Annotated in this window: 23 protein-coding genes, 9 tRNA genes, 1 other RNA gene and 1 pseudogene; 22 read left to right on the forward strand and 12 right to left on the reverse strand. The window is 65.1% G+C overall.

Annotation, left to right across the window (positions count from 1 at the left end; all coding sequences use genetic code 11):
- Positions 1 to 28 precede the first annotated feature (28 nt).
- Genes ftsE through ACZY0X_RS16905 form a run of 4 tightly spaced genes read left to right on the forward strand, consistent with a single transcriptional unit; the run spans position 29 to position 3,012 of the window.
- Entirely contained in the window at positions 29 to 718 is a 690-nt protein-coding gene (ftsE, locus tag ACZY0X_RS16890; protein ID WP_241405769.1) for a cell division ATP-binding protein FtsE, read from the forward strand.
- On the forward strand, positions 719 to 1,612 hold the full coding sequence (gene ftsX, locus ACZY0X_RS16895; protein WP_463772014.1) for a permease-like cell division protein FtsX: 894 nt from the start codon (positions 719 to 721) through the stop codon (positions 1,610 to 1,612).
- A gap of 19 nt (positions 1,613 to 1,631) precedes the next feature.
- Complete coding sequence (gene smpB / locus ACZY0X_RS16900; RefSeq protein WP_463772471.1) at positions 1,632 to 2,114, forward strand: SsrA-binding protein SmpB; 483 nt, start codon at positions 1,632 to 1,634, stop codon at positions 2,112 to 2,114.
- Positions 2,115 to 2,160: 46 nt separating this feature from the next.
- The gene (locus ACZY0X_RS16905) at positions 2,161 to 3,012 is read left to right on the forward strand and encodes a maleylpyruvate isomerase family mycothiol-dependent enzyme (RefSeq protein ID WP_463772016.1); all 852 of its coding nucleotides are present in this window, start codon (positions 2,161 to 2,163) and stop codon (positions 3,010 to 3,012) included.
- Positions 3,013 to 3,024: 12 nt separating this feature from the next.
- Here the strand turns inward: ACZY0X_RS16905 and ACZY0X_RS16910 are convergent, their stop codons facing one another.
- On the reverse strand, positions 3,025 to 3,369 hold the full coding sequence (locus ACZY0X_RS16910; RefSeq protein ID WP_463772017.1) for an intersectin-EH binding protein Ibp1: 345 nt from the start codon (positions 3,367 to 3,369) through the stop codon (positions 3,025 to 3,027).
- A 129-nt stretch (positions 3,370 to 3,498) separates the two neighbouring features.
- Here ACZY0X_RS16910 and ssrA point away from each other — a divergent pair.
- The 3 genes from ssrA to ACZY0X_RS16925 all read left to right on the forward strand — a co-directional run bounded on the left by ssrA (position 3,499) and on the right by ACZY0X_RS16925 (position 5,470).
- Positions 3,499 to 3,867: a transfer-messenger RNA gene (gene ssrA, locus ACZY0X_RS16915) on the forward strand.
- Between the two features lie 184 nt (positions 3,868 to 4,051).
- A complete protein-coding gene (locus ACZY0X_RS16920; protein WP_371747130.1) occupies positions 4,052 to 4,918 on the forward strand; it encodes a cutinase family protein in 867 nt (288 codons plus the stop codon).
- A gap of 306 nt (positions 4,919 to 5,224) precedes the next feature.
- Positions 5,225 to 5,470: a hypothetical protein gene (locus ACZY0X_RS16925; protein WP_463772019.1), complete on the forward strand. Its 246-nt coding sequence runs from the start codon at positions 5,225 to 5,227 to the stop codon at positions 5,468 to 5,470.
- 61 nt (positions 5,471 to 5,531) lie between these two features.
- Here the strand turns inward: ACZY0X_RS16925 and ACZY0X_RS16930 are convergent, their stop codons facing one another.
- Positions 5,532 to 6,323 (reverse strand): Rv2253/PknI dimerization domain-containing protein, encoded by a 792-nt coding sequence (locus ACZY0X_RS16930; RefSeq protein ID WP_463772020.1) that lies wholly within the window; start codon positions 6,321 to 6,323, stop codon positions 5,532 to 5,534.
- A gap of 607 nt (positions 6,324 to 6,930) precedes the next feature.
- Between ACZY0X_RS16930 and ACZY0X_RS16935 the strand changes: the two genes are divergently transcribed.
- The 11 genes from ACZY0X_RS16935 to ACZY0X_RS16985 all read left to right on the forward strand — a co-directional run bounded on the left by ACZY0X_RS16935 (position 6,931) and on the right by ACZY0X_RS16985 (position 9,173).
- A tRNA-Ser gene (locus tag ACZY0X_RS16935) sits at positions 6,931 to 7,012 on the forward strand.
- A gap of 215 nt (positions 7,013 to 7,227) precedes the next feature.
- Positions 7,228 to 7,305: transfer RNA gene (locus ACZY0X_RS16940), tRNA-Lys, on the forward strand.
- 1 nt (position 7,306) lies between these two features.
- Positions 7,307 to 7,377: transfer RNA gene (locus ACZY0X_RS16945), tRNA-Glu, on the forward strand.
- Between the two features lie 4 nt (positions 7,378 to 7,381).
- Positions 7,382 to 7,452, forward strand: a tRNA-Glu gene (locus ACZY0X_RS16950).
- A 13-nt stretch (positions 7,453 to 7,465) separates the two neighbouring features.
- Positions 7,466 to 7,539: transfer RNA gene (locus ACZY0X_RS16955), tRNA-Asn, on the forward strand.
- 48 nt (positions 7,540 to 7,587) lie between these two features.
- Positions 7,588 to 7,661, forward strand: a tRNA-Arg gene (locus ACZY0X_RS16960).
- Positions 7,662 to 8,031: 370 nt separating this feature from the next.
- Positions 8,032 to 8,110 (forward strand) — tRNA-Pro (locus ACZY0X_RS16965).
- A gap of 1 nt (position 8,111) precedes the next feature.
- Positions 8,112 to 8,182 (forward strand) — tRNA-Trp (locus ACZY0X_RS16970).
- Positions 8,183 to 8,206: 24 nt separating this feature from the next.
- A tRNA-OTHER gene (locus tag ACZY0X_RS16975) sits at positions 8,207 to 8,290 on the forward strand.
- Positions 8,291 to 8,420: 130 nt separating this feature from the next.
- The gene (locus ACZY0X_RS16980; protein ID WP_463772021.1) at positions 8,421 to 8,705 is read left to right on the forward strand and encodes a hypothetical protein; all 285 of its coding nucleotides are present in this window, start codon (positions 8,421 to 8,423) and stop codon (positions 8,703 to 8,705) included.
- A 9-nt stretch (positions 8,706 to 8,714) separates the two neighbouring features.
- Positions 8,715 to 9,173, forward strand: a complete 459-nt coding sequence (locus tag ACZY0X_RS16985; protein WP_463772022.1) for a phosphatase domain-containing protein — start codon at positions 8,715 to 8,717, stop codon at positions 9,171 to 9,173.
- An 86-nt stretch (positions 9,174 to 9,259) separates the two neighbouring features.
- Here ACZY0X_RS16985 and ACZY0X_RS16990 read toward each other — a convergent pair whose 3' ends face one another.
- Positions 9,260 to 10,318, reverse strand: a complete 1,059-nt coding sequence (locus ACZY0X_RS16990) for a M48 family metallopeptidase (RefSeq protein WP_463772024.1) — start codon at positions 10,316 to 10,318, stop codon at positions 9,260 to 9,262.
- A gap of 223 nt (positions 10,319 to 10,541) precedes the next feature.
- Positions 10,542 to 10,712 (reverse strand): annotated as a pseudogene (locus ACZY0X_RS16995) (MspA family porin); the annotation flags it as partial.
- A 9-nt stretch (positions 10,713 to 10,721) separates the two neighbouring features.
- Here ACZY0X_RS16995 and ACZY0X_RS17000 point away from each other — a divergent pair.
- The 3 genes from ACZY0X_RS17000 to ACZY0X_RS17010 all read left to right on the forward strand — a co-directional run bounded on the left by ACZY0X_RS17000 (position 10,722) and on the right by ACZY0X_RS17010 (position 13,380).
- Positions 10,722 to 11,378, forward strand: a complete 657-nt coding sequence (locus ACZY0X_RS17000; RefSeq protein WP_463772026.1) for a hypothetical protein — start codon at positions 10,722 to 10,724, stop codon at positions 11,376 to 11,378.
- Between the two features lie 409 nt (positions 11,379 to 11,787).
- Complete coding sequence (locus ACZY0X_RS17005) at positions 11,788 to 12,504, forward strand: DUF4189 domain-containing protein (protein WP_463772027.1); 717 nt, start codon at positions 11,788 to 11,790, stop codon at positions 12,502 to 12,504.
- 192 nt (positions 12,505 to 12,696) lie between these two features.
- Entirely contained in the window at positions 12,697 to 13,380 is a 684-nt protein-coding gene (locus ACZY0X_RS17010; protein ID WP_463772028.1) for a sensor domain-containing protein, read from the forward strand.
- A gap of 21 nt (positions 13,381 to 13,401) precedes the next feature.
- Here the strand turns inward: ACZY0X_RS17010 and ACZY0X_RS17015 are convergent, their stop codons facing one another.
- A complete protein-coding gene (locus ACZY0X_RS17015; RefSeq protein ID WP_463772030.1) occupies positions 13,402 to 14,106 on the reverse strand; it encodes a hypothetical protein in 705 nt (234 codons plus the stop codon).
- Positions 14,107 to 14,221: 115 nt separating this feature from the next.
- Entirely contained in the window at positions 14,222 to 15,157 is a 936-nt protein-coding gene (locus tag ACZY0X_RS17020) for an esterase family protein (protein ID WP_463772473.1), read from the reverse strand.
- Between the two features lie 327 nt (positions 15,158 to 15,484).
- Here ACZY0X_RS17020 and ACZY0X_RS17025 point away from each other — a divergent pair, with 327 nt between their 5' ends.
- On the forward strand, positions 15,485 to 17,737 hold the full coding sequence (locus tag ACZY0X_RS17025; RefSeq protein ID WP_463772032.1) for an alkaline phosphatase family protein: 2,253 nt from the start codon (positions 15,485 to 15,487) through the stop codon (positions 17,735 to 17,737).
- A gap of 7 nt (positions 17,738 to 17,744) precedes the next feature.
- Here the strand turns inward: ACZY0X_RS17025 and ACZY0X_RS17030 are convergent, their stop codons facing one another.
- Genes ACZY0X_RS17030 through ACZY0X_RS17055 form a run of 6 tightly spaced genes read right to left on the reverse strand, consistent with a single transcriptional unit; the run spans position 17,745 to position 22,438 of the window.
- Positions 17,745 to 18,005 (reverse strand): hypothetical protein, encoded by a 261-nt coding sequence (locus tag ACZY0X_RS17030; protein ID WP_463772033.1) that lies wholly within the window; start codon positions 18,003 to 18,005, stop codon positions 17,745 to 17,747.
- Positions 18,005 to 18,517, reverse strand: a complete 513-nt coding sequence (locus tag ACZY0X_RS17035) for a nuclear transport factor 2 family protein (protein WP_463772474.1) — start codon at positions 18,515 to 18,517, stop codon at positions 18,005 to 18,007. Before ACZY0X_RS17035 ends, ACZY0X_RS17030 begins: the two co-directional genes overlap by 1 nt.
- Positions 18,518 to 18,546: 29 nt before the next feature.
- Positions 18,547 to 19,650 carry an acyl-CoA dehydrogenase family protein gene (locus ACZY0X_RS17040; RefSeq protein WP_463772035.1) on the reverse strand — a complete coding sequence of 368 codons (1,104 nt, stop codon included), beginning with the start codon at positions 19,648 to 19,650 and terminating at the stop codon, positions 18,547 to 18,549.
- Between the two features lie 7 nt (positions 19,651 to 19,657).
- The gene (locus ACZY0X_RS17045) at positions 19,658 to 20,839 is read right to left on the reverse strand and encodes an acyl-CoA dehydrogenase family protein (protein WP_463772036.1); all 1,182 of its coding nucleotides are present in this window, start codon (positions 20,837 to 20,839) and stop codon (positions 19,658 to 19,660) included.
- A gap of 26 nt (positions 20,840 to 20,865) precedes the next feature.
- On the reverse strand, positions 20,866 to 22,029 hold the full coding sequence (locus tag ACZY0X_RS17050; protein ID WP_463772037.1) for an RNA polymerase sigma factor: 1,164 nt from the start codon (positions 22,027 to 22,029) through the stop codon (positions 20,866 to 20,868).
- Between the two features lie 4 nt (positions 22,030 to 22,033).
- The gene (locus ACZY0X_RS17055; protein WP_463772039.1) at positions 22,034 to 22,438 is read right to left on the reverse strand and encodes a YciI family protein; all 405 of its coding nucleotides are present in this window, start codon (positions 22,436 to 22,438) and stop codon (positions 22,034 to 22,036) included.
- Positions 22,439 to 22,459 lie beyond the last annotated feature (21 nt).

Here is a 22,459-nt window from a genome sequence, read left to right on the forward strand (position 1 = left end):
GCGTGCACCGCTACACTGGCGTGCCGTGATGATCACCCTCGACCACGTGAGCAAGCAGTACAAGTCCTCGGCCCGCCCGGCCCTGGACAATGTGTCGCTCAAGATCGACAAAGGTGAGTTCGTCTTCCTCATTGGCCCGTCCGGATCGGGCAAGTCGACGTTCATGCGGCTGCTGTTAGCTGAGGAGCATCCGTCCTCGGGTGACATCCAGGTCTCGAAGTTTCACGTCAACAAGTTGGCGAACCGGCACATCCCGAGCCTGCGGCAGGTTTTGGGCTGCGTGTTCCAGGACTTCCGCCTGCTGCAGCAGAAGACGGTGTTCGAGAACGTCGCGTTCGCGCTCGAGGTGATCGGCAAGCGTGCCGACGTCATCAACCGGGTTGTGCCCGACGTGCTAGAGATGGTGGGCCTGTCGGGCAAGTCCAACCGGCTGCCCACCGAACTCTCGGGCGGTGAGCAGCAGCGTGTGGCCATCGCCCGCGCGTTCGTCAACCGTCCGCTGGTGTTGCTGGCCGATGAGCCGACCGGCAACCTGGACCCGGACACCAGCAAGGACATCATGGATCTGCTCGAGCGGATCAACCGCACGGGGACGACGGTCCTGATGGCAACCCATGACCATCACATCGTCGACTCGATGCGCCAGCGGGTCATCGAACTCGAGCTGGGACGGCTGATCCGCGACGAACAACGCGGTGTCTACGGAATGGATCGCTAAGTGCGCTTCGGCTTTCTCATCAACGAGGTCTTCACCGGACTTCGTCGCAACGTCACGATGACGGTCGCCATGATTCTGACGACCGCCATCTCGATCGGGCTGCTCGGCGGTGGTCTGCTGGTGGTCCGGCTGGCCGACAGCTCCCGCACCATCTACCTGGACCGGGTGGAGAGTCAGGTCTTCCTGACCAACGACCTCTCGGCCAACGATCCGACGTGCGACGCGGACCCCTGCAAGAGCCTGCGCGCGCAGATCGAGGATCGCGACGACGTCCGGTCGGTGCGCTTCCTGAACCGCGACGAGGCCTACGCCGACGCGATCAAGAAGTTCCCGCAGTACAAGGACGTCGCGGGCAAGGACGCGTTTCCGGCGTCGTTCATCGTCAAGCTGGATAACCCCGAACAGCACAAGGCCTTCGACGAGGCCATGGTCGGTCAACCGGGCGTGCTCAACGTGCTCAACCAGAAGGACCTGATAGACCGATTGTTCGCGGTCCTGGACGGCCTGAGCGCCGTCGCGTTCGCGGTGGCGCTGGTACAGGCGATCGGTGCGATCCTGTTGATAGCCAACATGGTTCAAGTCGCGGCGTACACCCGCCGGACCGAAGTCGGCATCATGCGACTCGTCGGCGCCAGTCGCTGGTACACGCAGCTGCCGTTCCTGGTGGAGGCGATGCTGGCCGCGCTCATCGGCGTGGTGATTTCGATTATCGGGCTGATAGTGGTGCGTGCGTTCTTCCTCGAGAAGGCGCTGAACCAGTTCTATCAAGCGAACCTGATCGCCAGGATCGACTATGCGGACATCCTCTTCATATCGCCGTTCCTGCTGTTCGTCGGTGTGGCCATGGCCGGTGTGACCGGGTACGTCACGCTGCGCCTGTACGTGCGGCGTTAGCGTGGTCAACAAGAAGAAGATCGACGAGCAGACGCGGCGCAACAACCAGGTCGTCGCGACCAATCGCAAGGCGCGGCACAACTACACGATCCTTGAGACCTACGAGGCCGGCGTCGCTCTCATGGGCACCGAGGTGAAGAGCCTGCGTGACGGGCAGGCTTCGCTGGCCGACGCCTTCGCCACGGTCGACGACGGTGAGATCTGGCTGCGCAACCTGCACATCCCGGAGTATCACCACGGCAGCTGGACCAATCACGCGCCGCGCCGCAATCGAAAACTGCTGTTGCACCGCAGCGAGATCGACAACCTCATCGGCAAGATCCGTGATGGCAACCTCACCCTGGTGCCCCTGAAGCTGTACTTCACCGACGGCAAGGTCAAGGTCGAACTCGCGCTGGCGCGCGGCAAGCAAGCCCACGACAAGCGTCAGGACATCGCTACCCGGGACGCGAATCGGGAAGTGACACGGGAGCTGGGCCGCCGGATCAAGGGAATGCACTGAGCGGGATTCTCACCGCGCGGGCCACAGCGGGCGATACGGTCGTCTGGTGAACAGCCCTTCACGCCCACTGACCGTGCTCGACAAGAACGATGTCCTCGACGGCCTCTTCACGTCCTGGGACGACATCGACCGTCTGATGGCCGACGTGCCCGATGACGGGTGGCGATTGCCGACCTCACTTCCGGGTTGGTGTGTCCACGACGTCGTCGCGCATGTGATCGGCACCGAGGAGATGTTGCGCGGTACCGCGACGCCCGAATCCGACGTCGACGTGTCGACGCTGGAGCACGTCCGGAACCCGATCGGCGCGATGAACGAGTGCTGGGTACAACACCTGAGCGGTGAAACCGGAGCCGATGTGCTGCAGCGCTTTCGCAGCGTGACGGCGCAGCGCCGCGAGGTGCTGACCGCGATGAGCGATGAGGACTGGAACGCGCCGTCGGTCACGCCTGCCGGGCCAGACACCTACGGCCGCTTCATGCGCATCCGGATATTCGACTGCTGGATGCATGAGCACGACATTCGCGACGCGTTGTCGCGCCCAGCCTCCGACGCCGACTTAGCCGGGTCCGCGTCACGCCTCGCGCTCGACGAGATGACCAGCAGCATGGCGTTTGTGGTCGGTAAGCGCGGCAAGGCGCCCGACGGCGCGCGGGTGGCGATCGAGCTGACCGGTCCGGTGGAGCGCAGCATCGCGGTGGCCGTCGACGGCAGGGCTGCGGTGGTCGATGACTTCGGCGGAGCGGAGCCGACGACGACCATCACGTTGGACGGCCTGCAGTTCACCAGGCTGTGCGGCGGGCGGCCGATGACGACGGCACGATCCCAAGAGATCGGCTACCGCGGTGACGAGGAAGTCGGCCGACGGATCGTCGCCAACCTGAACTACGTGATCTGACGGCCTGCCAGGTTACGGGCTGGAGCTGAAGGTCGAGCGCGGAATCGCCTGTGGTCCCGCGGCCTGCTGGTCCTCTTCCAACCCGATGGCGGTTCCGCTGTTGGTCCCGGTGAGCGGGATACCGTCGATCTCGGGGATGTCGGGATTGGCCGCGGTTGAGGTGAAGCCCTGGTTCGAGGTCGGCACCAGGTACGGCACGCACGTCGTGGTGAACACGTCGGATTCCTCACCGCTGGTGCACGCCGCGAGGGGAGTGGACACGGCCGTCGTGGCCATGATGGCCGGCGCCGCGAGGGCGGCCAGCGCGAGACCACCGGTGAGCATGAGTCGTTTTGACGGGATCAGCGAGTGCACCATGCGTCCTATTCTAGGTCGGCGAATGGTCGTCGGCCCGACTACGTGACCGGACCGGAACCTAAACGCGTTGGCCGTTGTCGTAGCGCTCGGTATGATGGGATGTCCGGCCGAAACTCGGCTGGGATGCGAGGGGCTGAACGGTTTCGACTTCGCGCATCGAATCAAGGGAAGCGTGCCGGTGCAGGCAATTGACCACCGTAAGCGTCGTTGCAACCAATTAAGCGCCGATTCCAATCAGCGCGACTACGCACTCGCTGCCTAAGCGACTGCGTGTCTGTCAGACCGGGAGCGCCCTCGGCCCGGACCCTGGCATCAGCAAGAGGGACAAACCCATACGTCCGGTCGCGGGATGTACGGGGACATCAAACAGCGACTGGGATCGTCATCTCAGCTTGTTCGCGTGACTGAGAGATCCAAGTAGAGACATAGCGAACTGCGCACGGAGAAGCCTTGAGGGAATGCCGTAGGACCCGGGTTCGATTCCCGGCAGCTCCACCGGACGAGCGGGCCAGAGCGAAAGCTCTGGCCCGCTCTCGTTGACGTCGCCGCGCGAGCACGCATGTCGGGCGGGCGCCAAAGCGCCGCCCTCGGACTTCGCTGAAAAGCCACGGCTTGTGCGTTTCTCCTTGCGAAGCGATAAATTCGAGACATGTCTCCTCATTGTGGGCGTAGCTCGCGCGCGATGGGCCTGCGATCGGCGGGTCGCTGGGTCGGCCGCGGCGCTGCCGCGCTCAGCATCGCCGCCGTTCAGCTGTGGACTCCGAACGGCGTGCCGCTTGCGGCCGCCGCCGACTGCGCCGACGCCGAGGTGGTTTTCGCACGGGGCACCGACGAGCCGAAGGGCATGGGCGCCGTTGGCAACGCCTTCGTCGACGCGTTGCGCGAGCAGGCCGTCGGCCTGAACATCGCGACTTACGCGGTGGACTACGACGCGGGCAAGCTGCAGCTGGGCAGCGGGGACGGCGCCAAGGACGCGATCAAGCGCATCAAAGCCACGGCGACATCGTGCCCCGACACCAAGATCGTGTTGGGCGGATACTCGCAGGGGGCGAACGTCATCAACATCGTCGCCGGCAATCCCATCGTCGGGATTGCGTGGGGCGCTTCTCTGCCTTCTTCGTTCGCGACCAACGTCGCGGCGATCGCCACCTTCGGCAACGTCGCGAACCGCTCGGGCACGAAGCTGCCTTCCCAGTCCGAGATGTTCGCTGGGAAGGGGATCGACCTCTGTAACCCCGCCGATCCGATCTGTCACGCAGGGCCCGGCAACGAGTGGAGCGGTCACACCGACGGCTATGTGCCCGGGTACACCACGCAGGCAGCCGCTTTCGTGGCGTCCAAGTTGTTGGCCGGCACGGACCAGGTGGCCCCCGGTATCGGACCGCCGACGGGTTACGGACAGCTGCCGGGGTATGACACGTCGCTGCCGGGGCCCGCTCCTCAGGTGCCGATCTACGCGTCGCAGCCGCGGGGCTCCGACCACATGCCGCCGGGGTGGGACGAGTCGGCGCCGGGATTCGATCCGTCGTTGGCGACCGGGTTGCCGTGACGCTCGCGGGCCGGCGAAAGCCGTGGCCCGCTGTCGTTGTCAGTCAGTGGCCGCCTGCGGAGCGTGTCGCGCCACCGTGGTGTTCATCGCCGCGCGAAATTCGTACCGGTTTCGATTCCCGGGTCCTACTTTTTTCACGTCTCTTACTACGTGAAGACGACAAGCAACGCGGTGAGGGCGATCGCCATGAGCATGGGTTCCTCACGCACGGCGAGTCGGCGACGGATTTTGCCCATGAGTTCGGGGCGTCGCGGGCTACGGTCTACAAGGTGCGGGCCCTGGCGGCTGGTGATGGGGAGGGTGGCGATGAGTAAGCAGAGCCGAGTGTTCCTGCGCGGGCTCAGGTTGGCGCTTCTGCACCATCTGAGCACGTGCGGCAAGTGCAAACGGCCGTACCCTGCCGACCCGGATGAGCGCGGCGATTGGTTGGCTCAGACCTTTCAGGAGCGCACGTTTCAGGTGATCTGCCCGGATTGTCAGACGCCGGAGCAGGTGGCCCAGCGTGAGATTCGGGCAGCGACAGAGTTGCACGACTTCGACGACAAGGGCTGATCGTCCAGCAGCCAAAGGGGTTCGATGGCGACGGTGAGGCGCGAGGGGCTCAGCGGTTCCGTCAGGGGCCTCCCAGGGATGGCGGCAATTCCCCGATCCTCGTCAACGTGATGGGCGTCTCAACGTTGCGCCACTCATTGCCGCAGGCGCTCTCCTCGACAAACTGCGTCAGGTTGCCCTGATAGACAGATCCCGCACTGGGATAGACCTGCCCCACCGCCGAAACCTGATTTGCCCCATGCAGGCTCCCGTCGGGGTCCCTGCATGGGTAGGTCACCATTTCAGTGCCAGCGCTCTCACGCCACGCACCCCCGGCGAACCGCATCTGACTTCCCCGCAGATCAGTCATGACAGTGAGGGCCTCGGTCATCCGCGTCAGAGTGACGACACAATCCGCCGGTGTGCAATGGGTCGCCAATGCCATCACTATGGATGACGGCGGGGTGTTGGTCAGCGAACTCCAGAAGTCATCTTCCTCGCGGTGCTTCGAATTCGGCCAGTCGTAGTCGATGCGGTACACGCCGTCACGCAGCCTGGGCACATCGGGTGCGGCTACGGGTGGCGCTGGCGCGACCACGGGTACCTCAGACGTAGTTGGCTCCACTGCAACGGGCGCCGGCTCGGGCGGGCTGTCGCGCAGCTTCGTGTAGGCGATTGTCCCGGCGCAGGCGGTGGCGACCAGGCTGGCGGCTACCGCCGCAGCGGTGATCTGGGCTGGCGTAAAGCGGCGCGGCCGGACTTCGTCGAAGCGATCTTCGGCCAGCCCCCACGCGCGCTCCGGTCGGGTGTCAGCATCAGCTATGCCCGCCAGCTCCGTCGGCGCCGCGGCATCGACTTCCGGCGTATCCCCCATGCGGGGGCAGTGTAGTGGCGCCCCCGACAGGATCGCAGCAGATTCACAGGGCGTAGCTACGACGAAGGAGAGTGATCAGTTCCGCGGTGGCATGGCCTCACCTCGCTACGTGTTCGAGTAATGGGACCGCCGCATGGGAGTGCTGCATGCCGTGAACGAATCGATGACATATCGCCGCCCGATCCGGCGTCGCGAAACAGCACCCTGTAGGACTACCGTCCTACCTCCGCAACAACGCGGCCTCGGCGGTCGGCCGATCCCGCTCGAACTGCGGTCACGCGACTATGTCGCAGCCTAGGGCTCCGCTGATCGCTGGCGGCCGCTGCTTGAATTAATGGTGGCCTCGAGCGCGCGTCGGCGAGGTGTCTGCGCTCCGGCCTCGCGACGTCGACCCCGTTCGCGTGACCGTGACTACGAGGGGGAGTGGCTGTTCGCCCCAATCAAGGGCGGTCCGCTCCAGGGCGTCCGACTGGGCTCTGAACTTCCGACCTCAACTTGCTTCGGCTGCTTGGGGCGATTAAGTCGTTGTGCCCTAGCAGTATCCATTGCTACCGTCGGATCATGCGTTTCGCCCGCCGATCATCCAGTACCTCGCGCTAGCTGCGTTGGAGGGTTAATTCGGCTGGGCTGGAGCGCCGTTGCTAGCGGCTGCGAGGCACGTCCTTGAGGTTCGATTCCTCAACCCTCCGCGAAGGAGGGTGCCGCGGAATGGTCTGCAACTGGCGTCGAATACCAGGGTGCGGTGAAACGTAGGGGTTCGAGTCCTCCACCCTCCGCAGAAATCTAGTGACGGTGTCGCACGCCGATGCTACGATCTGAACAACTGATTGCCGAGCTACGGAAGGAGCCGATCATGCGACGACAGCGCAAACCCGCTGAGCGAGAACGCATGCAACTAAATCGTGCGCCCGTAGCTCAGTCGAGGTAGAGCAGCTTCCTTTTAAGCCGCGGGTCGGGAGTTCAACTCTCCCCGGGCGCACCACGGTCCTATGGGGTAGTGGTAGCCCGCGAGATTTTCACTTTCGTTGCCCGAGTTCGATTCTCGGTGGGACTGCGAAGCTCGATTGGTGTAGTGGTAGCACGACGGTTTCTCAGATCGTTGGCACGGGTTCGATCCCCGTATCGAGTGCATGCAAATCCAGTGGCCCGTAGTTCAATCCGGCAGAACACCTTCCTGTTAAGTAGGTAGATGGAGGTTCGAATCCTCTCGGGTCAGCGCGACAACACCTGAACATTACCTTTCAAACCCTTGATCGGGAACCAATCCTCTGTGGCCCAACTGGACAGGGCGTCGGCCTACGAAGCCGAAGATTGCAGGTTCGAATCCTGCCAGGGGAACGTGATTTGCGACGGCGTAGATAAAGGCGTACACAACAACATGTTTCGTCATACCGCTGTTGCTGAGACGGATCAGCTGGCGGCTCCCAGCCCTCGCCAGCGGATCTGGCCCTGAGCTTCCGAAGCTCGGTGTGCGCGTTCGACTCGCGCCGGGGGCGCCGATGGCTTGTGGCGTAGTCAGTCGTCCCGCAGGGCTTGAATCCAGGAAGTTCGGGATCTAATCCTGGCGAACCAGCTTTGCGCAAAAAGCCCTCGCTGCGAGTTGGGTTGGCCTGCTACGGTTATCGCATGACTGCAGCGCGCCGACCGTGGCTCTGGCGATATACCGCCGGGGTCTAGGCGCGCATTCCTGCCAGCACCCCCGGTCTCACGGGGTGTAGCTCAGCTTGGACCAGAGTGCCGGTTTTGGGTACCGGATGTCGTGGGTTCAAATCCCACCACCCCGACCATGCGCCTCTGGTGTAGTGGCAGCACAACGGCTTCCAAACCCGTTGGCGGGAGTTCGATTCTCTCGGGGCGTGCGCAAGGACCCTTCATCACCACATGCGGGTCAGCAACTGGTGTCGCAGAGGGGCTGTAAATCCCTCGCCGCGAAAGCGGCATGGAGAGTTCGATCCTCTCGGCCCGCACGGCAGTGCACGACGAACCGAACCAGTCAGCTCCGGTGCGATCGGGGCGGCTTTGTCGTATGCTGTAGGGCTTTTCAACTGACCGAGGAGGTGCCTCATGCCGACGTAACGACATGAGAGGAGGCCACAGATGGCCCACACAGACAGAGACGACGAACGCATCTTCTGGAGTCGTCATCACGGCGAGGAGTGCCCCAACGCCTGGGCCCGTCGTGCCACGGGTGATTGGACCACCAGGCGCTGCGACATCTGCAAGACCGAACCACCCCGCAAGTTTTGGTGCTCCATCGAGGGCAAGCCCGCGTGGAACCGCAACGAGCGTCAGGCCGAACGCGCGAGCGCCAAGCGTGCGCTGCGCGAGTGCCACGACTACGACAACCTGACCATCAGATACCGCCGCCCCTACTGGGACTGAGGAGACGTCATGCACGACAAGCTCCTAAGGAAACGCGCCCGCATTCTCGACGTCGACGGAACGCTGTGTGACGTCTCTTCGGTGCGCCACCATGTCCTCAAGCCCCGCGACGAGAAGGACTTCGACGCTTTCCACGGCGGCAGCCTCCACTGCCCGCCCAATCAGATGGCGATCGACTACGCCATCGAAACCGTCAGCCTGGGCATGACGCCGGTCGTGGTGACTGCGCGCATGGAGGCGTGGGCGGAACTGACCCGACAATGGCTAGCCAAGCACATGCCGGTCGATTTCGACGGCCCGTTCCACCGCGCCGAGGGTGATCGCCGTTCTGATCGCATCGTGAAATTGGAGATCCTGCGGTACCTGCGCCGGCACTACGACATCCGAGGGGCGATTGACGACAACCCCGAAGTGATCGCACTATGGGAGTCGCAAGGCATTCCGGTGACGATCGTGCCGGGCTGGTGACCGCGCGACGCTATGCCAGCCGGGCGCCATTTCGTCCCTGGTCCAGTAAGTTCGAAGGCCGCGCGGGACCAAACGCTGATTCTGAGTCAGTGCTCGGGGCTGTCGCTGCTGCCGCGGCGCCAATCGGTGATCTTGCGCCCCAGCGTGTCTGCAGCACTTGTGGCAGTGCGCCCCACTCCGTCGACGACGCCCGACAACCCATCTCGCAGTCCGCGAATCAACGGATCATCGGACTGGTCGAAGCCTTCGCGGTACACCCGCGCGGCGGCGGCTACATCGTCACTCCAGGAATGGTCTTCGTCGTTCGACCGCACGGGATAGTCCCCGGCCAGGATTGCGCCGTATCCTCCGGAGTCGACCCACTTCGTCAGCGCGGCGGCCCTAAGCACCGAGAACGGATGGGTCTGAAGCTCGAGGTTGAGCAGCTTGAGCACTCCGTCGCGCATGTCGCCGCTGCGGTCGTACTCGGCGGCTTGGGCAAGGAAGGCCTGCGAGTCCATCTTGTCGAGCCGGCCGCCTCCAGCCAGCTTCAGTTGCACTCGGATGCCGGCATCGAAGTCCTGCCCGCACAACAGGCCGGCGCGGTCACCGGACAGCTCCGACTTTCGCTGCCACTCCATAAGTGCGGCGACGATGGCACGCAATGCCCAGCCGCCGACAGGTAGGAAGCCAAGTGCCGACGACAGTCGCATGAGGTGCATCAGCATGGTCCGATACACGGCATGACCGCTGAGGGCGTGGCCGAGTTCGTGCCCGATGACGAAACGCATTTCGGCTTCGCTCATCAAGTCACACATCCCCGATGTGAGAACGATGAACGGCTGCTCCATCCCGATTGTGTAAGCGTTGACGGTCGGCGACTGCACCACGAACAGCTCAGGTTTGACTGGGGCGTCCAGCACTGAGACACACTCCTGCAGTATCACGTCGAGATCGGCGAACTGGCGCGGTCCCACGCGTGCAGCGCTTGCCAAGTACAGGAGACGGTGCTGGCGTTCTCGCAGCATGCCCGACAGCACCTTCAGGATCTGATCGAATCCCTTGAGCCGACGCAGCGCCGTGAGCGCAGTCCGGTCCGCGGGGTGCTCCCACGCGCGCGAGCTGATGTCGGGGAACGCTGTTCGGCCGACGGCTTCCTTGGTCACACCCACAACGCTAATCCACATCGCAATGCTGCGATGCACCAATCGCCCTCGACAAGGGCATGAAGGCCCCGTGGCGTGGTGGCGAGGTGTTGGGCTTCGAGCAGCAGTCGGGTGATCGTCGGTTGCCCGCAGGCGCCTGCGTAGCGGTCGCTGCTCCCAAGGATTGACTAACGACGTTGTTATTCATGGGATTTGGGAGGTTCGTCGCAGCAGGAAGGGTGCAGTTCATGCTCCAGGGTTCGCCGTAGGTGGTGACACTGTCGCTGGTAGAGGCGATCAAGCGCGCGAACGGACGTAGCAACACACCACCGGCAGCACCGGTGACCGTGCAGTGGGCATTGGCCTTTGTCTGTGTCGGAGCGTTTTCACCGGTTTCGTGTTCATGCTCTGACACTCTGTGCGGGTGGATCTGATGTGGGGTGTCGTCGCGGTGACGGTCGCGACGTTGACGGTGGGGCTCGCGGTGCGCCGGTTCTTCATGGTGGGAAGCCAGTTGGTGTTCTCCCGCTATGTCGCCGTCGGCGGGTTGGTGGCGTTCTCCACCGACCGCGACGACTTCACCGACCGCGACGACTCGACCGACGCCCACGGCGGCCTCCACCGCGTGCGGTTCGAGGTGGGCGGGCCAGGCGTCTTTCACAACGTCACGGTGCAGCTGCTCGGTGTGCCGGAATTGAGCGAGAGTGCTGAGTTGCAACCGCCCGCGCTGCGGCACACCATGGCCGCCGGTGACAGTCCGATCGAGTGGGCCTTCAGGCTTCCCCATGAAGCGACCGAGCGGGCGTGGGTGATGGTGACGTGGGTCCGGCCGTACCTACAGGGCGTCGAGTCTGAGGCACTCGCGCAATGGTTGCTGACCGGCTGCCTCTACGAATGGCGGTGGTACTCCGAGACCACCCGCTACGTGCGGACCATGATTCGCTTCGTTGCCCGACGCTGGTCGGTGCCGGCAGGGGAGTCGGTGCGTGAGTTGCCTCTGTACGGGCGGTGGCGGCGCACGTCGTCGAACACCAGCGCCGATCTGTTGGGCCCGGCGGCCAGTCCGCCGCCGACGGCCTAGGCCTCGAGCGCGCGCTCCACCCGGCAACCTGGCCGCACCAGGAAGCGGAGGTCGTCCTGAGCTGTGTTTACTTGTCCTTGCGTCCCGGCCTCGGGGGTGGCGGTGGTGTGGCCTTGGTGGTGGGCGAAAACTTGCCACCCTTCTTGGGGTCGTAAGTGTTGCCCTGCTTGGGGTCGGCCATGATGACACCTCTCGCTTGTTCGGCGTCTTCCACGGTATCGATGACCGTGTCCGACTATTGCGGAACGGGTGAACGAGCCGGGGAAGGCGCGAATAGTCAACAAGAAGACGCAACACCGATGAGGAAGGGGCGAGCGATCAGTCGACGAAACCATGCCTCGTCTGGGCGGTGCGCAGCTTCCAACTCCTGAGTGCGGCCCCCGGGGCAGCGATCACACAGGAGAAGACCATGACACGTGCTTACCAAGGCCACACCCGCTGGCGGGGCCGGACCACTGCTGCCATCCTGCTAGCCGCGATCGCGATCGTCGCCGGCATGGTTGGCGCACCCGCCCCGGCGCACGCGGCTGATCAGTACATCGGACTGGCCCTCGGATTCATCAACGAGAATCCTCCCGTCACGATGGCCGGCGGGTCGGCGATCAGTGCCACCCAGGACCAGGCTGGCACAGGGGCGCTGACGAACTGCTCGAACAACGGCGGGGGTCACTGCGTGACTCAGGTGATCGCCAAGAACGAATGCGCCGCGGCCGCCTCGAATGACTTCGGCGAGATGACGGGAGCATCTGACCCGTCGCTGTCCGCCGCCCAGAGCAAGGCCAAGGGCATGCTGCAGAACCAGCAGGGCGCGAAGGTCATCGTCTCGGGCTGTGCCAGCGGAGCCACTCCGCCACCGCCGAATGAGCCGCCGCCGCCCGCGCCGTTGCAGGGGCCGACGGTCTCGTTCGACACGGTTGTGGGCGGTCTGGTGGCTCACATCACCGACCGCAGTGGAGTCTCGTCGCAGTGCACATATACGACGGACAACTTCGACCGCAGTTTCGCCCTACCGGCGAACGGCAGTTACGACATGAGGATCGTCCCCGCGGTTCCGCGCTTCCGGGACTGGACCGTCACGATCGCCTGTGACAACGGAACCACCACGACGGCGACGACGTACTTCTGAGCGATGAGAAACGCAGGCGGCGGGCGCGACCCACCAATCGTTATCAAGAAGCGCGGCTCATCGTGACCACGAAACACCAGCGATATTCGAATGGTGTCGGCGACACTGCTGCACCATTTTTCTATAGAAGCGCTCCGGGGGGAGTCGCGCCACGTTGAAAGGTCCGGTCTCGGCTCGAAGGGGGAGCATTACATGCGACGGTCAACGGTCACACTCGCAGCTGCAGTGATCTGTGTTCTTACCGCGGGGTGTGTGAGTACGGGTAGCGCCGAGCCGCCGACACCGACCCGGTCGAGGATTCCGCGTCCTCTGGTCGAGCGGGAACTGGCCAGCTTGTTGCTGAGCCCCGACCAGGTCAATGCTGCTATGGCGACGTCCGGGATGGCAGTCACGGATAGCCAGTCCGCGATGGCTGACAACAGTGCCACCATGTCGCCGCCGGAGTGTCTCGCTATCGATGGTGCGGCAGAGGCTGCCGTGTACGGCAACAGCGGCTACTGGTCCGAGCGCGATGAGAGCCTCAACAACGGCGATGCCTTCACGCACTATCTCAAGCAGGCCGTGGTGCTGTTTCCGACTAGGGAGCTGGCGGGCGCGTTCTTCGACACCTCGGCTCAGCAGTGGCCGGCCTGCCATGAGTACTCCCACGCGCAGAGCGGCACGCACTGGATCGTGGGACAGATCTCGAACACCAACGCAGTACTAAGTGTGGTTGCGACCGAACAGGACGCGGGTAGCCCCGGCTGGGCCTGCGGACGCGCGTTGGCGTTGCGAAACAACATCATCGTCGACATCAACACGTGCAGCGCCGACCCAGCTGACTCGGCATCGAGGATCGCAGGCCAGATCGCCGACGATGTAACTTCGCGGTGGTAGCAATCACTCAGGCCATCGTCGCTACTGCACAACGGTGAAGGGCAGATTCGCCGAGCCGATCTGGTTCAGCGGGTACGGGGTGACGACAGCCGCCGACAATCCGCCCTGGCCGGCAGTCATGGAGGTGTCGAGCGCGATCCGGTACCGAACCGTGAAGGCCTGGCCCTTGGACAGCTCCTGCGCGTTGGCGAACTGCCCGAGGTAGTCCATGCCCGTACCGGCAGCCGGATGGTCGACCTGGGTCCAGCCGCCGGTGGCCTGGTCGAAGTACTCGACGGTGCCCACGGGAATCTCCAACGGGCCCGGTGCGCAGCTGCAGTGGTCGAGTACAACCACGACGCCGACCTCCGAGTAGGAGACGGGTGAGTCGTTGCAGGCCGTCACATCAACCACGACCGGCGGATCACCGGGTTTGATGGTGCCCGAGGGCAATCCGCTCATCGTGACCGAGATTCGGCCGATCTCCGGAACCCATTGGTAGGGATCGGCCGTCTCGACAGGGGCGTCAGACGGGTTGAGTTCGCAGTCGCTGCTGTCGGCGCGGGGACGGGCGGCAGTCGATGACGGCTCGCTCGCCGCAGTTGGTGGCGGTGACGCTGTACTCGTCGTGGGCGCGGTCACGGTGACTGTCGAGGCACCGGTGCTGGTCGTGTCCGTGGCCGCCGAGCATGCGGTCAACCCCATGACCGTCGCCAATGCGATCAACGTGGTGTTCATCGCCGCCATGTCAGGGCCCCTCCCGCCAGTACTGATGATGGCGGGATTTTGGGGATGCCGTGGCGTGTTGGCGTCAACTACAGGCGATAAGGGCGTCGACGCCGACGCCGGTCGGCGCCGCGGATCAGCTAGTCGGTTCCGCGCCGAGCGCGCGTTGCAAGTCCGGCTTCATCGCCAGCAGCTGATCTCCCCAATAGCCCCAGCCGTGTGTGCCACTGGGTGGGAAGTTGAAGACGGCGTTGTTGCCTCCGGCGGCCACGTACGCATCTTGGAAGGCGATGTTGCTCTTGAGTGTCGAAGTCTCCAGCAGGCCACCGCCCGGGTTGCCCGCGCCCAGCTCGTTCGCAGTGCCGTTACCGCAGTACACCCAGAGCCGGGTGCCGTTGGCGACCAGCTTGGCGACGTTGACCGTGGGATCGTTGCGTGCCCACGCAGGGTCGCCGGGCGGGCCCCACATGGCGTCGGCCTTGAATCCGCCTCCGTCATTCATGGCGATGCCGACAAGCCTCGGCCAGAGGCCCTGCGACAGGTTCAGGAATCCCGACAGCGAAGCGGCGTACACGAACCGGTCCGGGTGGTAGGTGGCGTAGGTCAGCGCGGGTGCACCGCCCATCGACAGCCCTACGACGGCGTTGCCGCTCTGCGAGACACCCTTGTTCTCGGCGAGCCAGGCGGGCAGTTCCTGGGTCAGGAAGGTTTCCCACTTGTAGGTCTGGGTGGTGCCGTTGCCGACGGCGGGTTGGTACCAGTCGGTGTAGAAGCTCGACATGCCGCCGACCGGCATGACAACCGACAGGCCGGACTCGTAGAACCACTCGAATGCCGCGGTGTTGATGTCCCAGCCGTTGAAGTCGTCCTGCGCGCGCAGGCCGTCGAGCAGGTAGACCGCGTGCGGGCCGCCGCCCTGAAACTGGACGCGGATATCACGGCCCATGGCCGCCGACGGGACGCTGAGGTACTCGATCGGCAGGCCCTCACGGGAGAACGCGTTCGCGGTGGCGTGCGTGCCGGCAATCGTGATCAGCGCGGGCAGCACCATCGCGACGAGCGCACCGGACATCAGCCGACGAAGCGTGCGGGCGAGACTCGACAAGGGGGGTCCTCCTGGACGTTCGATCGATCCGATGCGCCTCTTGCAGGGGCGCCGATGGTGCCGGGCGCGCGCCAAATGAGGCCGGGGCGAGGGTATCGCCTTTCCGTCATTATTAGTGCATCAAAGTATCGAAGTGTGGCGAGCGCTACATCCTCCGAGCGTCGGGCCCACCGCTGGCGGACGCACGTAGCCCCAATTCATTGATTCCTCAAGAACGAGGTCGACGACCCGCGTAACTTCCGGCGCAGAGTATTCCGCCGCCCCATCCGCGCGGGTCAACGAGAGGAACCGTCCATGGGTTATGCGAGGCACGTCGGTCGCGTCGGAGCGCTGGCAGTGGCGTTGGGAGTGGGCGCCGCCGTGGCGTCCTCGCCGGGCATCGCGTACGCAGACCCATCGGAGGGCGGGGCATCGTCCGACGCCACGTCATCGGCTTCTGCGGGGGAGTCGTCATCTCCGAAGTCGGCCCCGAAGTCGTCGCTGAAGTCGTCCCTCAAGTCGTCGTTGAAGTCCGCATTGAAATCCTCGGCCAACGCAGACGCCGACGCCGACACATCAGAGTCGGATCCGAAGCCGGCAACGAGCGCGGCCGATAAGACCGCGAAGGATATCGACGCCCCCGCTGCCGATGAGCCAGCTGCTGATGGCGCCGCCGACGCTGACACACCTGCGGACACCGAGGTCGCCGACGCCGAGGCGCCGACCGACGTCGTGGACGCCGAGGAAACGCCGCCCGTGGTCGTTGACGAGGTAGTCCCACCGGTCGTCATCGATGAGGGCACCCCGCTCGTGACTCCGCCGGTGCAGGACCCGGTGAAGGGCAACGACTCAGGGCAGGACCCGACGAAGGGCAATTCGGCCAAGCCCCCCGCCACCCACGAGCAGGCGACCGACGTCGACGCGACGGTCAACGCCGCCGACGACGTCGAGCAAAAGCCGCGGGCGTCCATCCTTGCCGCCGTTGGCGAAATCGCCACGCAGCTCGCGGCCGATGACGTCACAACGGTTGCGGCGGCATCGAATTCGGTCGTTGCGCCGCCGCCGGCGGTGCCGGTCCGGCCGAAGACCCTGGTCGGCGTCGTCACGGAGATCGTCGCCTCGGTGCTGCAGCCGCTGCTGAACCTGGGGGAGGGGTCGCCGATCCAGATGCCGATTCTGTCGGCGGCGCTGGCGTTGGTGCGAAACGAGTTCGAGCGGATCCTCGCTCCCGCCAGGGCGAACTTCATGGCCCAACAAACGGTCGCTCTGGTCCCCAATCCCACGCCACCACCGTCGGTGCTGGCGGATCCCACGAAGCCGCGCGTGCTGGTGATCGCCATCGACGGCGCCAACCTGAGCAGGATCCTGGCCGACGATTACAACCAGAACTTCTTCGACCTGATGGGCGTCAGCACCACCTCGGCGTCGAGCATCGTCGGGCACACCACCATCTCCAATCCGTCATGGACGGCGATTCTGACCGGGGTGTGGGGCGAGCGGACCGGCGTGATCAACAACGTCTTCACCCCGTGGACGTACAACACGTGGCCGACGGTGTTCAACCAACTCGAGTCGATCGATCGAGACATCCAGACGGTGGCCGTCGGGAACTGGGACGTCATCAACGGCATCGCCGGGGCGGGATCGATCCCCGCCGATCAGAACGTCTTCATCGGTCAGGTCGCGGGGGACAAGAACTGGCTGGCAACCGATGACGCGGTCGCCGACTGGACCGTCGACTCGATCTCCGGCCTGAACGGTCCGACCCCGAACTTTCTCTTCAGTTACTTCGTCGGTGTCGACGAGAACGGCCACATGTACGGTTCCGCCTCGGAGGAGTACAAACTGGCCATCCGGAACATGGACGACAACCTCGGTGAGATCTTGGACGCGGTGGCCGCCCGCGAGGCCATGGGCGAGGAGTGGACCATCCTCGTGGTGACCGACCACGGTCACCAGCCGCAGGTGGGCTTCGGTCACGGTTTCCAATCACCGGCCGAGACAGGGACATTCGTCATCGCCGAGGGGACAGATTTCGGCGACGGACTGATCAACCCGCGGTACGAGATCGTCGACATCACGCCCACGGTCGTGACTCTGTTCGGCGGCACACCACGAGCCGGTTCCGACGGTGTGTCGCTGACGACGCTCGGCGGCAGTGATCTCGACCCCGTCGACCTGAAGCAGGCACTCAAGGATGCGATCGCCACGAACGGCTATCCCGATATCGGCACCCAGGTGGCGTTGGGCGTGCGTACGGTCTTCGCCTCGGTGCCCTACTACGTGTTGACCTTTGGCAAGGACATCGTCGCGGCGCTGCCGAGCTTCCTGTCAGGACCGGCGCAGATTGTCATCGACGGCCTGTATGTGATCACCAACATCCCCGCCCAGATCGTGTCGTTCCTGACCGGCGTGTCGGGCGCCCGCATCTTCCCGCTGCTGCCACCGGCGCCGCCCGCGTTCACGCCGGAACAGGACGCGATTCTGCCGGACGCCGTCCTCTTGGCCGGCTGCGGTATCACCAGCTCGGTCGCCGACTCATGGTGCGGCGCGGCCAGTGTCGCGTGACGAGGCGCTAGATCTGCCTTGACACGTCGATATGCAGGTCTGGCCACGGCGGGCGGCGAACCATGGTGATCCCGGCCAGGGTTGCCGATACCAGCCCGACCAGAATTCCCATCAGCGCGATGCGAGAGGCATCCGCCGCGGGAGACCAGGTCGGCTTGCCGTCCTTGATGACGAACACACCGACCGGCTTCGTGACCGGGATGACGGTGGCCCCGTCGGGGGTCTGGAACTGCTGACCGAACACTGAATCCTGGGCTGACGACGTCATCACTCCACATCCCTTTGTAGCAGCGAGAAGAATTGGTACGAAGGATCGTTCGCGTCCGGAGAGCCTACCGGTGTGTCCTTGGTGATCGGATGGCTCAGGTCCACCGAGGACGGGTCGTTGATGTGAGCCCAGTCGGTGACGATCCTTCGCTCGATGAACTTCCATGTGTCGGATCGCTTCTCGTACTTGTCGAGGTAGCGGCCGCCGACGATGACGTCGATGTCGCGATCGCCCGCGCCGAACGTGTGCGTCGCCAAGGTGTAGATCTCGCCTTCGGCGGTGTTGCCGCTGATGGCGAAGTTCACCGTGGTGATGTTGTGCTGCATCGATCGAATGTAGGGGCGGGCGGCCTCGAGCTGGCTGAGGAAGTCGTCGACCCCACCTGTGGAGAAGCTGCCGTGGTCGTCCTCGGCGCCGTCGTGATAGAGGCTGCGCAGCGCATCGATGTCACCACGATCCACGGCGCGGCAGTAGGCGTGCACGAGCTTTCGCAACTGAAACTCGTCGAACATCTCCTGCAACTGGGCATCTGACGGTGGACTCACAGCGACACGGTCTCGTAGGACCCGAGCGCACCGATCAGCGTGCGCAGCTGATCGTCGGCCGAGCCCAGCGTCTGGCCGATCGCGGTGAGGCGGGCGGCGTAGTGCCCCACCGGATACTCGGCGGTGACGCCTATCCCGCCGTGCAGCTGAATCGCCTCCTGGGCGATGTGGCGCCCCGACCGACAGATCTGCAGCTTGGCCCTGGCGGCGATGACGAGGTCGTAGTTGCCGTCGGCGATCGATATCGCGGCGTACAGGCTCATGCTGCGCGCCAGTTCGAGCGAGACGTACATGTCCGCGGCGCGTTGGGTCAGTGCCTGGAACTTGCTCAACGGCACGCCGAACTGCTTGCGGTTCTTCAGGTACTCGGTGGTGAGGCGCAGGGCCTCCTCCATCGCGCCCACCGCTTCTGCGCACAGCGCCGACTGATGTCGGATCAGCGCTCTCTGCAGGCCAGATGTCGCGTCACCGCCGGCCCCGAGTGGTTGCGCTGCAACGGATTCGAGGTTCAGCTGTGCGGCGCGCTGGCTGTCGAAGGTTCGGAAGGCGTGTCTGCTGACGGCGTCGGCGTCGATGACGAACAGCCCGACCCCAGTCTCCAGTGCCGCGCTCACGACGAACACATCGGCGCAATCACCGGAGAGCACCGGGTTCTTGCGGCCGGTGACGGTCCACGAATCACCTTGGCGCTCAGCGCGGGTGGTCACGTGCGTCGACAGCCCGCGCATGCCGGGCTCCTGGTGTGCCAGGGCCAGCAGCGTCTCACCCTCCGACACCGCGTCGAGCAATCCCCGCTGTTCATCGTTTCCGAGTTCGGCGATCAGTCCGCCGGGAATCAGTGCCGCCTGCGCGACGGGTTCGGGCGCCAGTCGCCGCCCGATCTCGGTGAGTACCACCATCAACTCGATCTGGCCGGCCTCCTCCGGGTCGAAACCGAGCCCGAGGATTCCGATCTCGGCGAGCGCTGACCAGACGTCGCGGCTCCAGCCGAGTTCGGTCTCGCCGACCTTGAGGAGCGTGTCGATGTCGTAGGTGCGCGCCAGCGCCTCACGCGTGACGTCACGCAGCATGCCCTGCTCGTCGGTCAAGTCGAAGTTCATGGCGTCCTCACAGTCCAAGAATCGTCGCGGCGACGATATTGCGTTGCACTTCGTTGGTCCCGCCGTATATCGAGACCTTGCGGTAGTTGAGATACTTCGGCGCGCCGAGTTGGGCCCACGTTGGCGAGTCGATATCGCCGGCGCCGACTGGCAACGCGTCGGGGCCCGCGACGTCGATCAGCAACTCGGTGACCGCCTGCTGAAGCTGACTGCCCTTCAACTTGAGGATCGATGACGCCGGGTTCGGCTTGCCACCGACGCCTGAGCCCTCGGATCCACTAACTCTTAGCTGCGTGAGCTCCAGAGCCAGCAGTTCGTTCTCCACCTCCGCGACGCGGGCCGCGAACAGCGGATCGTCCAGCAGCGTGCCGTCTTCGGTTGGTGTGTTCGCGGCGTGCTCCTTGACTTGGGCCAGCCACACCTTCGTCGTGCCGATCCTGGCGATGCCGGTGCGCTCGTTGCTCAGAAGGAACTTGGCGTATGTCCAGCCGCTGTTCTCCTCGCCGACGAGTTGATCGGCGGGGACACGGACGTCCTCGAAGAAGACCTCATTGACCTCATAGCCGCCATCGATCGTCTTGATGGGGCGCAGCGTGATGCCCGGCGTCGACATCTCGGCGAGCAGAAAGGAGATGCCTGCCTGCCGCTTGGGCGCGTCCGGGTCGGTGCGCGCGAGAACGAAGATCCAGTCGGCGTACTGGCCCAACGTGGTCCACGTCTTCTGGCCGTTGATCACGTAGGAATCGCCGTCACGGACTGCGGTGGTGCGGACCGATGCCAGATCCGAACCGGCTTCCGGCTCGGAGAAGCCCTGGCACCACCAGATGTCGAGGTTGGCGGTCGGCGCCAGGAACCGCTCCTTGAGATCCTGCGAACCGAAGGCGGCGATCACCGGGCCGACCATGCTGGCGTTGAACGCCAGCGGCTCGGGCACACACGCCAGCCGCATCTCGTCGGACCAGATCTGTCGCTGAAGCGGCGTCCAGTCCTGGCCGCCCCATTCCACCGGCCAGTTCGGTACCGCGAGGCCGCGCTGGTTCATGATTCGCTGCGCCGTGGTCACGTCGTCGGGGAAGCGGACCTGGCCCGCTCGCACCCGCTCGCGAATGTCCGCGGGAATCTGCGTGGTGAAGAACTCTCGCAACTCGTCACGGAAGGCGGCGTCGGCCTCACTGAGCGTCAACTTCATACTGCCCGACGGTAGGCCACAGTCGTCTAGTCGATGTCGCGAAGGGCCCGACCGATCCGCGCCGCCTGCTTGGTGAGGTGGTGGCGTTCTGCCAGATTTGGAGCAGACTGGGCGGCTTCGGCATACAACCGTGCCGCGGTCGCCAGGTCGCCGGCCCGCTCGTGGAGATAGGCCGACGCGGCGGGGTAGCGGGGCAGGCCCGGGTCGACCTCGGCCAGGGCCGCGAGGCCCGCTTTCGGGCCGTCGGCCTCGCCGACAGCGATGGCCCGGTTGAGCGCCACGACCGGGCTTTCGGTGAGTCGGAGCAGCTCGTCGTACCAGCTGACGATCTGCACCCAGTCGGTCTCCTCGGCGCGCGGCGCATCGGCGTGCAGGGCGGCGATGGCCGCCTGCGCCTGGAACTCGCCGAGCCGATCGCGACTCAATGCCTTCTGCAGGATGGCGACGCCTTCGGCGATGAGCGAGGTGTTCCAGCGGGAGCGGTCCTGCTCTACCAGGGGGACCAGGCTGCCGTCGTCTCGGGTCCGAGCCGGCCGCCGGGCATGGTGCAGCAGCATCAGCGCCAATAGCCCCGCAGTCTCCGGGTGGTCGCCAGCGGACTCGGTCCTCGACGCCAATTCACGCGCGAGCCGGATCGACTCGGCGGCCAGGTCGACGTCGCCGGTGTAGCCCTCGTTGAAGACCAGATACAGCACCCGCCGAACGGTGCCCAGGTCGCCCGGCTCGGAGAAGCGCACGTCGCGGACCGTGCGCTTGGCGCGGCTGATCCGTTGCGCCATCGTCGTTTCCGGTACGAGGTATGCCTGGGCGATCTGCCGGGTGGTCAGGCCTCCGACGGCGCGCAGCGTGAGCGCCACCGCGGAGGCCGAGGACAGCGATGGATGCGCGCACAGGAAGAAGAGCTGCAACGTGTCGTCCGCGGATTCCGTCGGTCCGGGCGCTGGCTCGACGGCGACCCGCTGCTCCCGGTCACGGCGCGAGTTCTCCGAGCGGTGCGCGTCGAGGAACTTGCGCCAGGCGACCGTGATGAGCCAGCCCTTCGGGTCGGCGGGCTGCTGGTCGGGCCAGGCCAGCGCTGCCGCAACGAGCGCCTCCTGCACGGCGTCCTCGGCCGTCGCGAAGTCAACTCCGCGACGGACGAGGACGCCGATCACCGCGGGCGTCAACTCCCGCAGCAGCAGGTCGTCCATCACGTCACTCGGTGACCGTCGGGGGTGCGGTGAGGAACGGGCGCACCTCGAGCCACTCGTGGATCGGCTTGCCACCGGCGCCGGGGGCCGCCGACAACTCGCCTGCCAGGGCGACAGCGCGCTCATAGGTGTCGACGTCGATGATCATCCAGCCGGCGATCAGGTCCTTGGTCTCCGCGAATGGCCCGTCAGTGACGGGTGGGCGGCCCTCCCCGTCGTACCGGACCCACGCCCCCTCGGGCGCGAGCGCCTGGCCGTCGACGAACTCACCGGTGCCCTCGAGTCTCGCGGCGAAGTCGTTCATGTACTGGACGTGGTCGTCGATCTCCTGCGGCGTCCACTGGTCCATCGGCACGCCGTTCACGGCCTCGGGGGCGCCGCGGTAGTGCTTGAGCAGCAGGTACTTCATGTTGGGTTCCTCTCTGTGGAG

It is taken from the genome of Mycobacterium sp. IDUB_39 (assembly GCF_055419205.1).

Bases quoted from the DNA above. Each gene is read 5' to 3' on its own strand.
- ftsE (WP_241405769.1), top strand. From the start codon at position 29: ATGATCACCCTCGACCACGTGAGCAAGCAGTACAAGTCCTCGGCCCGC.
- ACZY0X_RS16910 (WP_463772017.1), bottom strand. From the start codon at position 3,369: ATGGTGCACTCGCTGATCCCGTCAAAACGACTCATGCTCACCGGTGGT.
- ACZY0X_RS16920 (WP_371747130.1), top strand. From the start codon at position 4,052: ATGGGCCTGCGATCGGCGGGTCGCTGGGTCGGCCGCGGCGCTGCCGCG.
- ACZY0X_RS16925 (WP_463772019.1), top strand. From the start codon at position 5,225: ATGAGTAAGCAGAGCCGAGTGTTCCTGCGCGGGCTCAGGTTGGCGCTT.
- ACZY0X_RS16930 (WP_463772020.1), bottom strand. From the start codon at position 6,323: ATGGGGGATACGCCGGAAGTCGATGCCGCGGCGCCGACGGAGCTGGCG.
- ACZY0X_RS16980 (WP_463772021.1), top strand. From the start codon at position 8,421: ATGGCCCACACAGACAGAGACGACGAACGCATCTTCTGGAGTCGTCAT.
- ACZY0X_RS16985 (WP_463772022.1), top strand. From the start codon at position 8,715: ATGCACGACAAGCTCCTAAGGAAACGCGCCCGCATTCTCGACGTCGAC.
- ACZY0X_RS17005 (WP_463772027.1), top strand. From the start codon at position 11,788: ATGACACGTGCTTACCAAGGCCACACCCGCTGGCGGGGCCGGACCACT.
- ACZY0X_RS17010 (WP_463772028.1), top strand. From the start codon at position 12,697: ATGCGACGGTCAACGGTCACACTCGCAGCTGCAGTGATCTGTGTTCTT.
- ACZY0X_RS17015 (WP_463772030.1), bottom strand. From the start codon at position 14,106: ATGGCGGCGATGAACACCACGTTGATCGCATTGGCGACGGTCATGGGG.
- ACZY0X_RS17020 (WP_463772473.1), bottom strand. From the start codon at position 15,157: ATGTCCGGTGCGCTCGTCGCGATGGTGCTGCCCGCGCTGATCACGATT.
- ACZY0X_RS17025 (WP_463772032.1), top strand. From the start codon at position 15,485: ATGGGTTATGCGAGGCACGTCGGTCGCGTCGGAGCGCTGGCAGTGGCG.
- ACZY0X_RS17030 (WP_463772033.1), bottom strand. From the start codon at position 18,005: ATGACGTCGTCAGCCCAGGATTCAGTGTTCGGTCAGCAGTTCCAGACC.
- ACZY0X_RS17035 (WP_463772474.1), bottom strand. From the start codon at position 18,517: ATGTTCGACGAGTTTCAGTTGCGAAAGCTCGTGCACGCCTACTGCCGC.
- ACZY0X_RS17040 (WP_463772035.1), bottom strand. From the start codon at position 19,650: ATGAACTTCGACTTGACCGACGAGCAGGGCATGCTGCGTGACGTCACG.
- ACZY0X_RS17045 (WP_463772036.1), bottom strand. From the start codon at position 20,839: ATGAAGTTGACGCTCAGTGAGGCCGACGCCGCCTTCCGTGACGAGTTG.
- ACZY0X_RS17050 (WP_463772037.1), bottom strand. From the start codon at position 22,029: ATGGACGACCTGCTGCTGCGGGAGTTGACGCCCGCGGTGATCGGCGTC.
- ACZY0X_RS17055 (WP_463772039.1), bottom strand. From the start codon at position 22,438: ATGAAGTACCTGCTGCTCAAGCACTACCGCGGCGCCCCCGAGGCCGTG.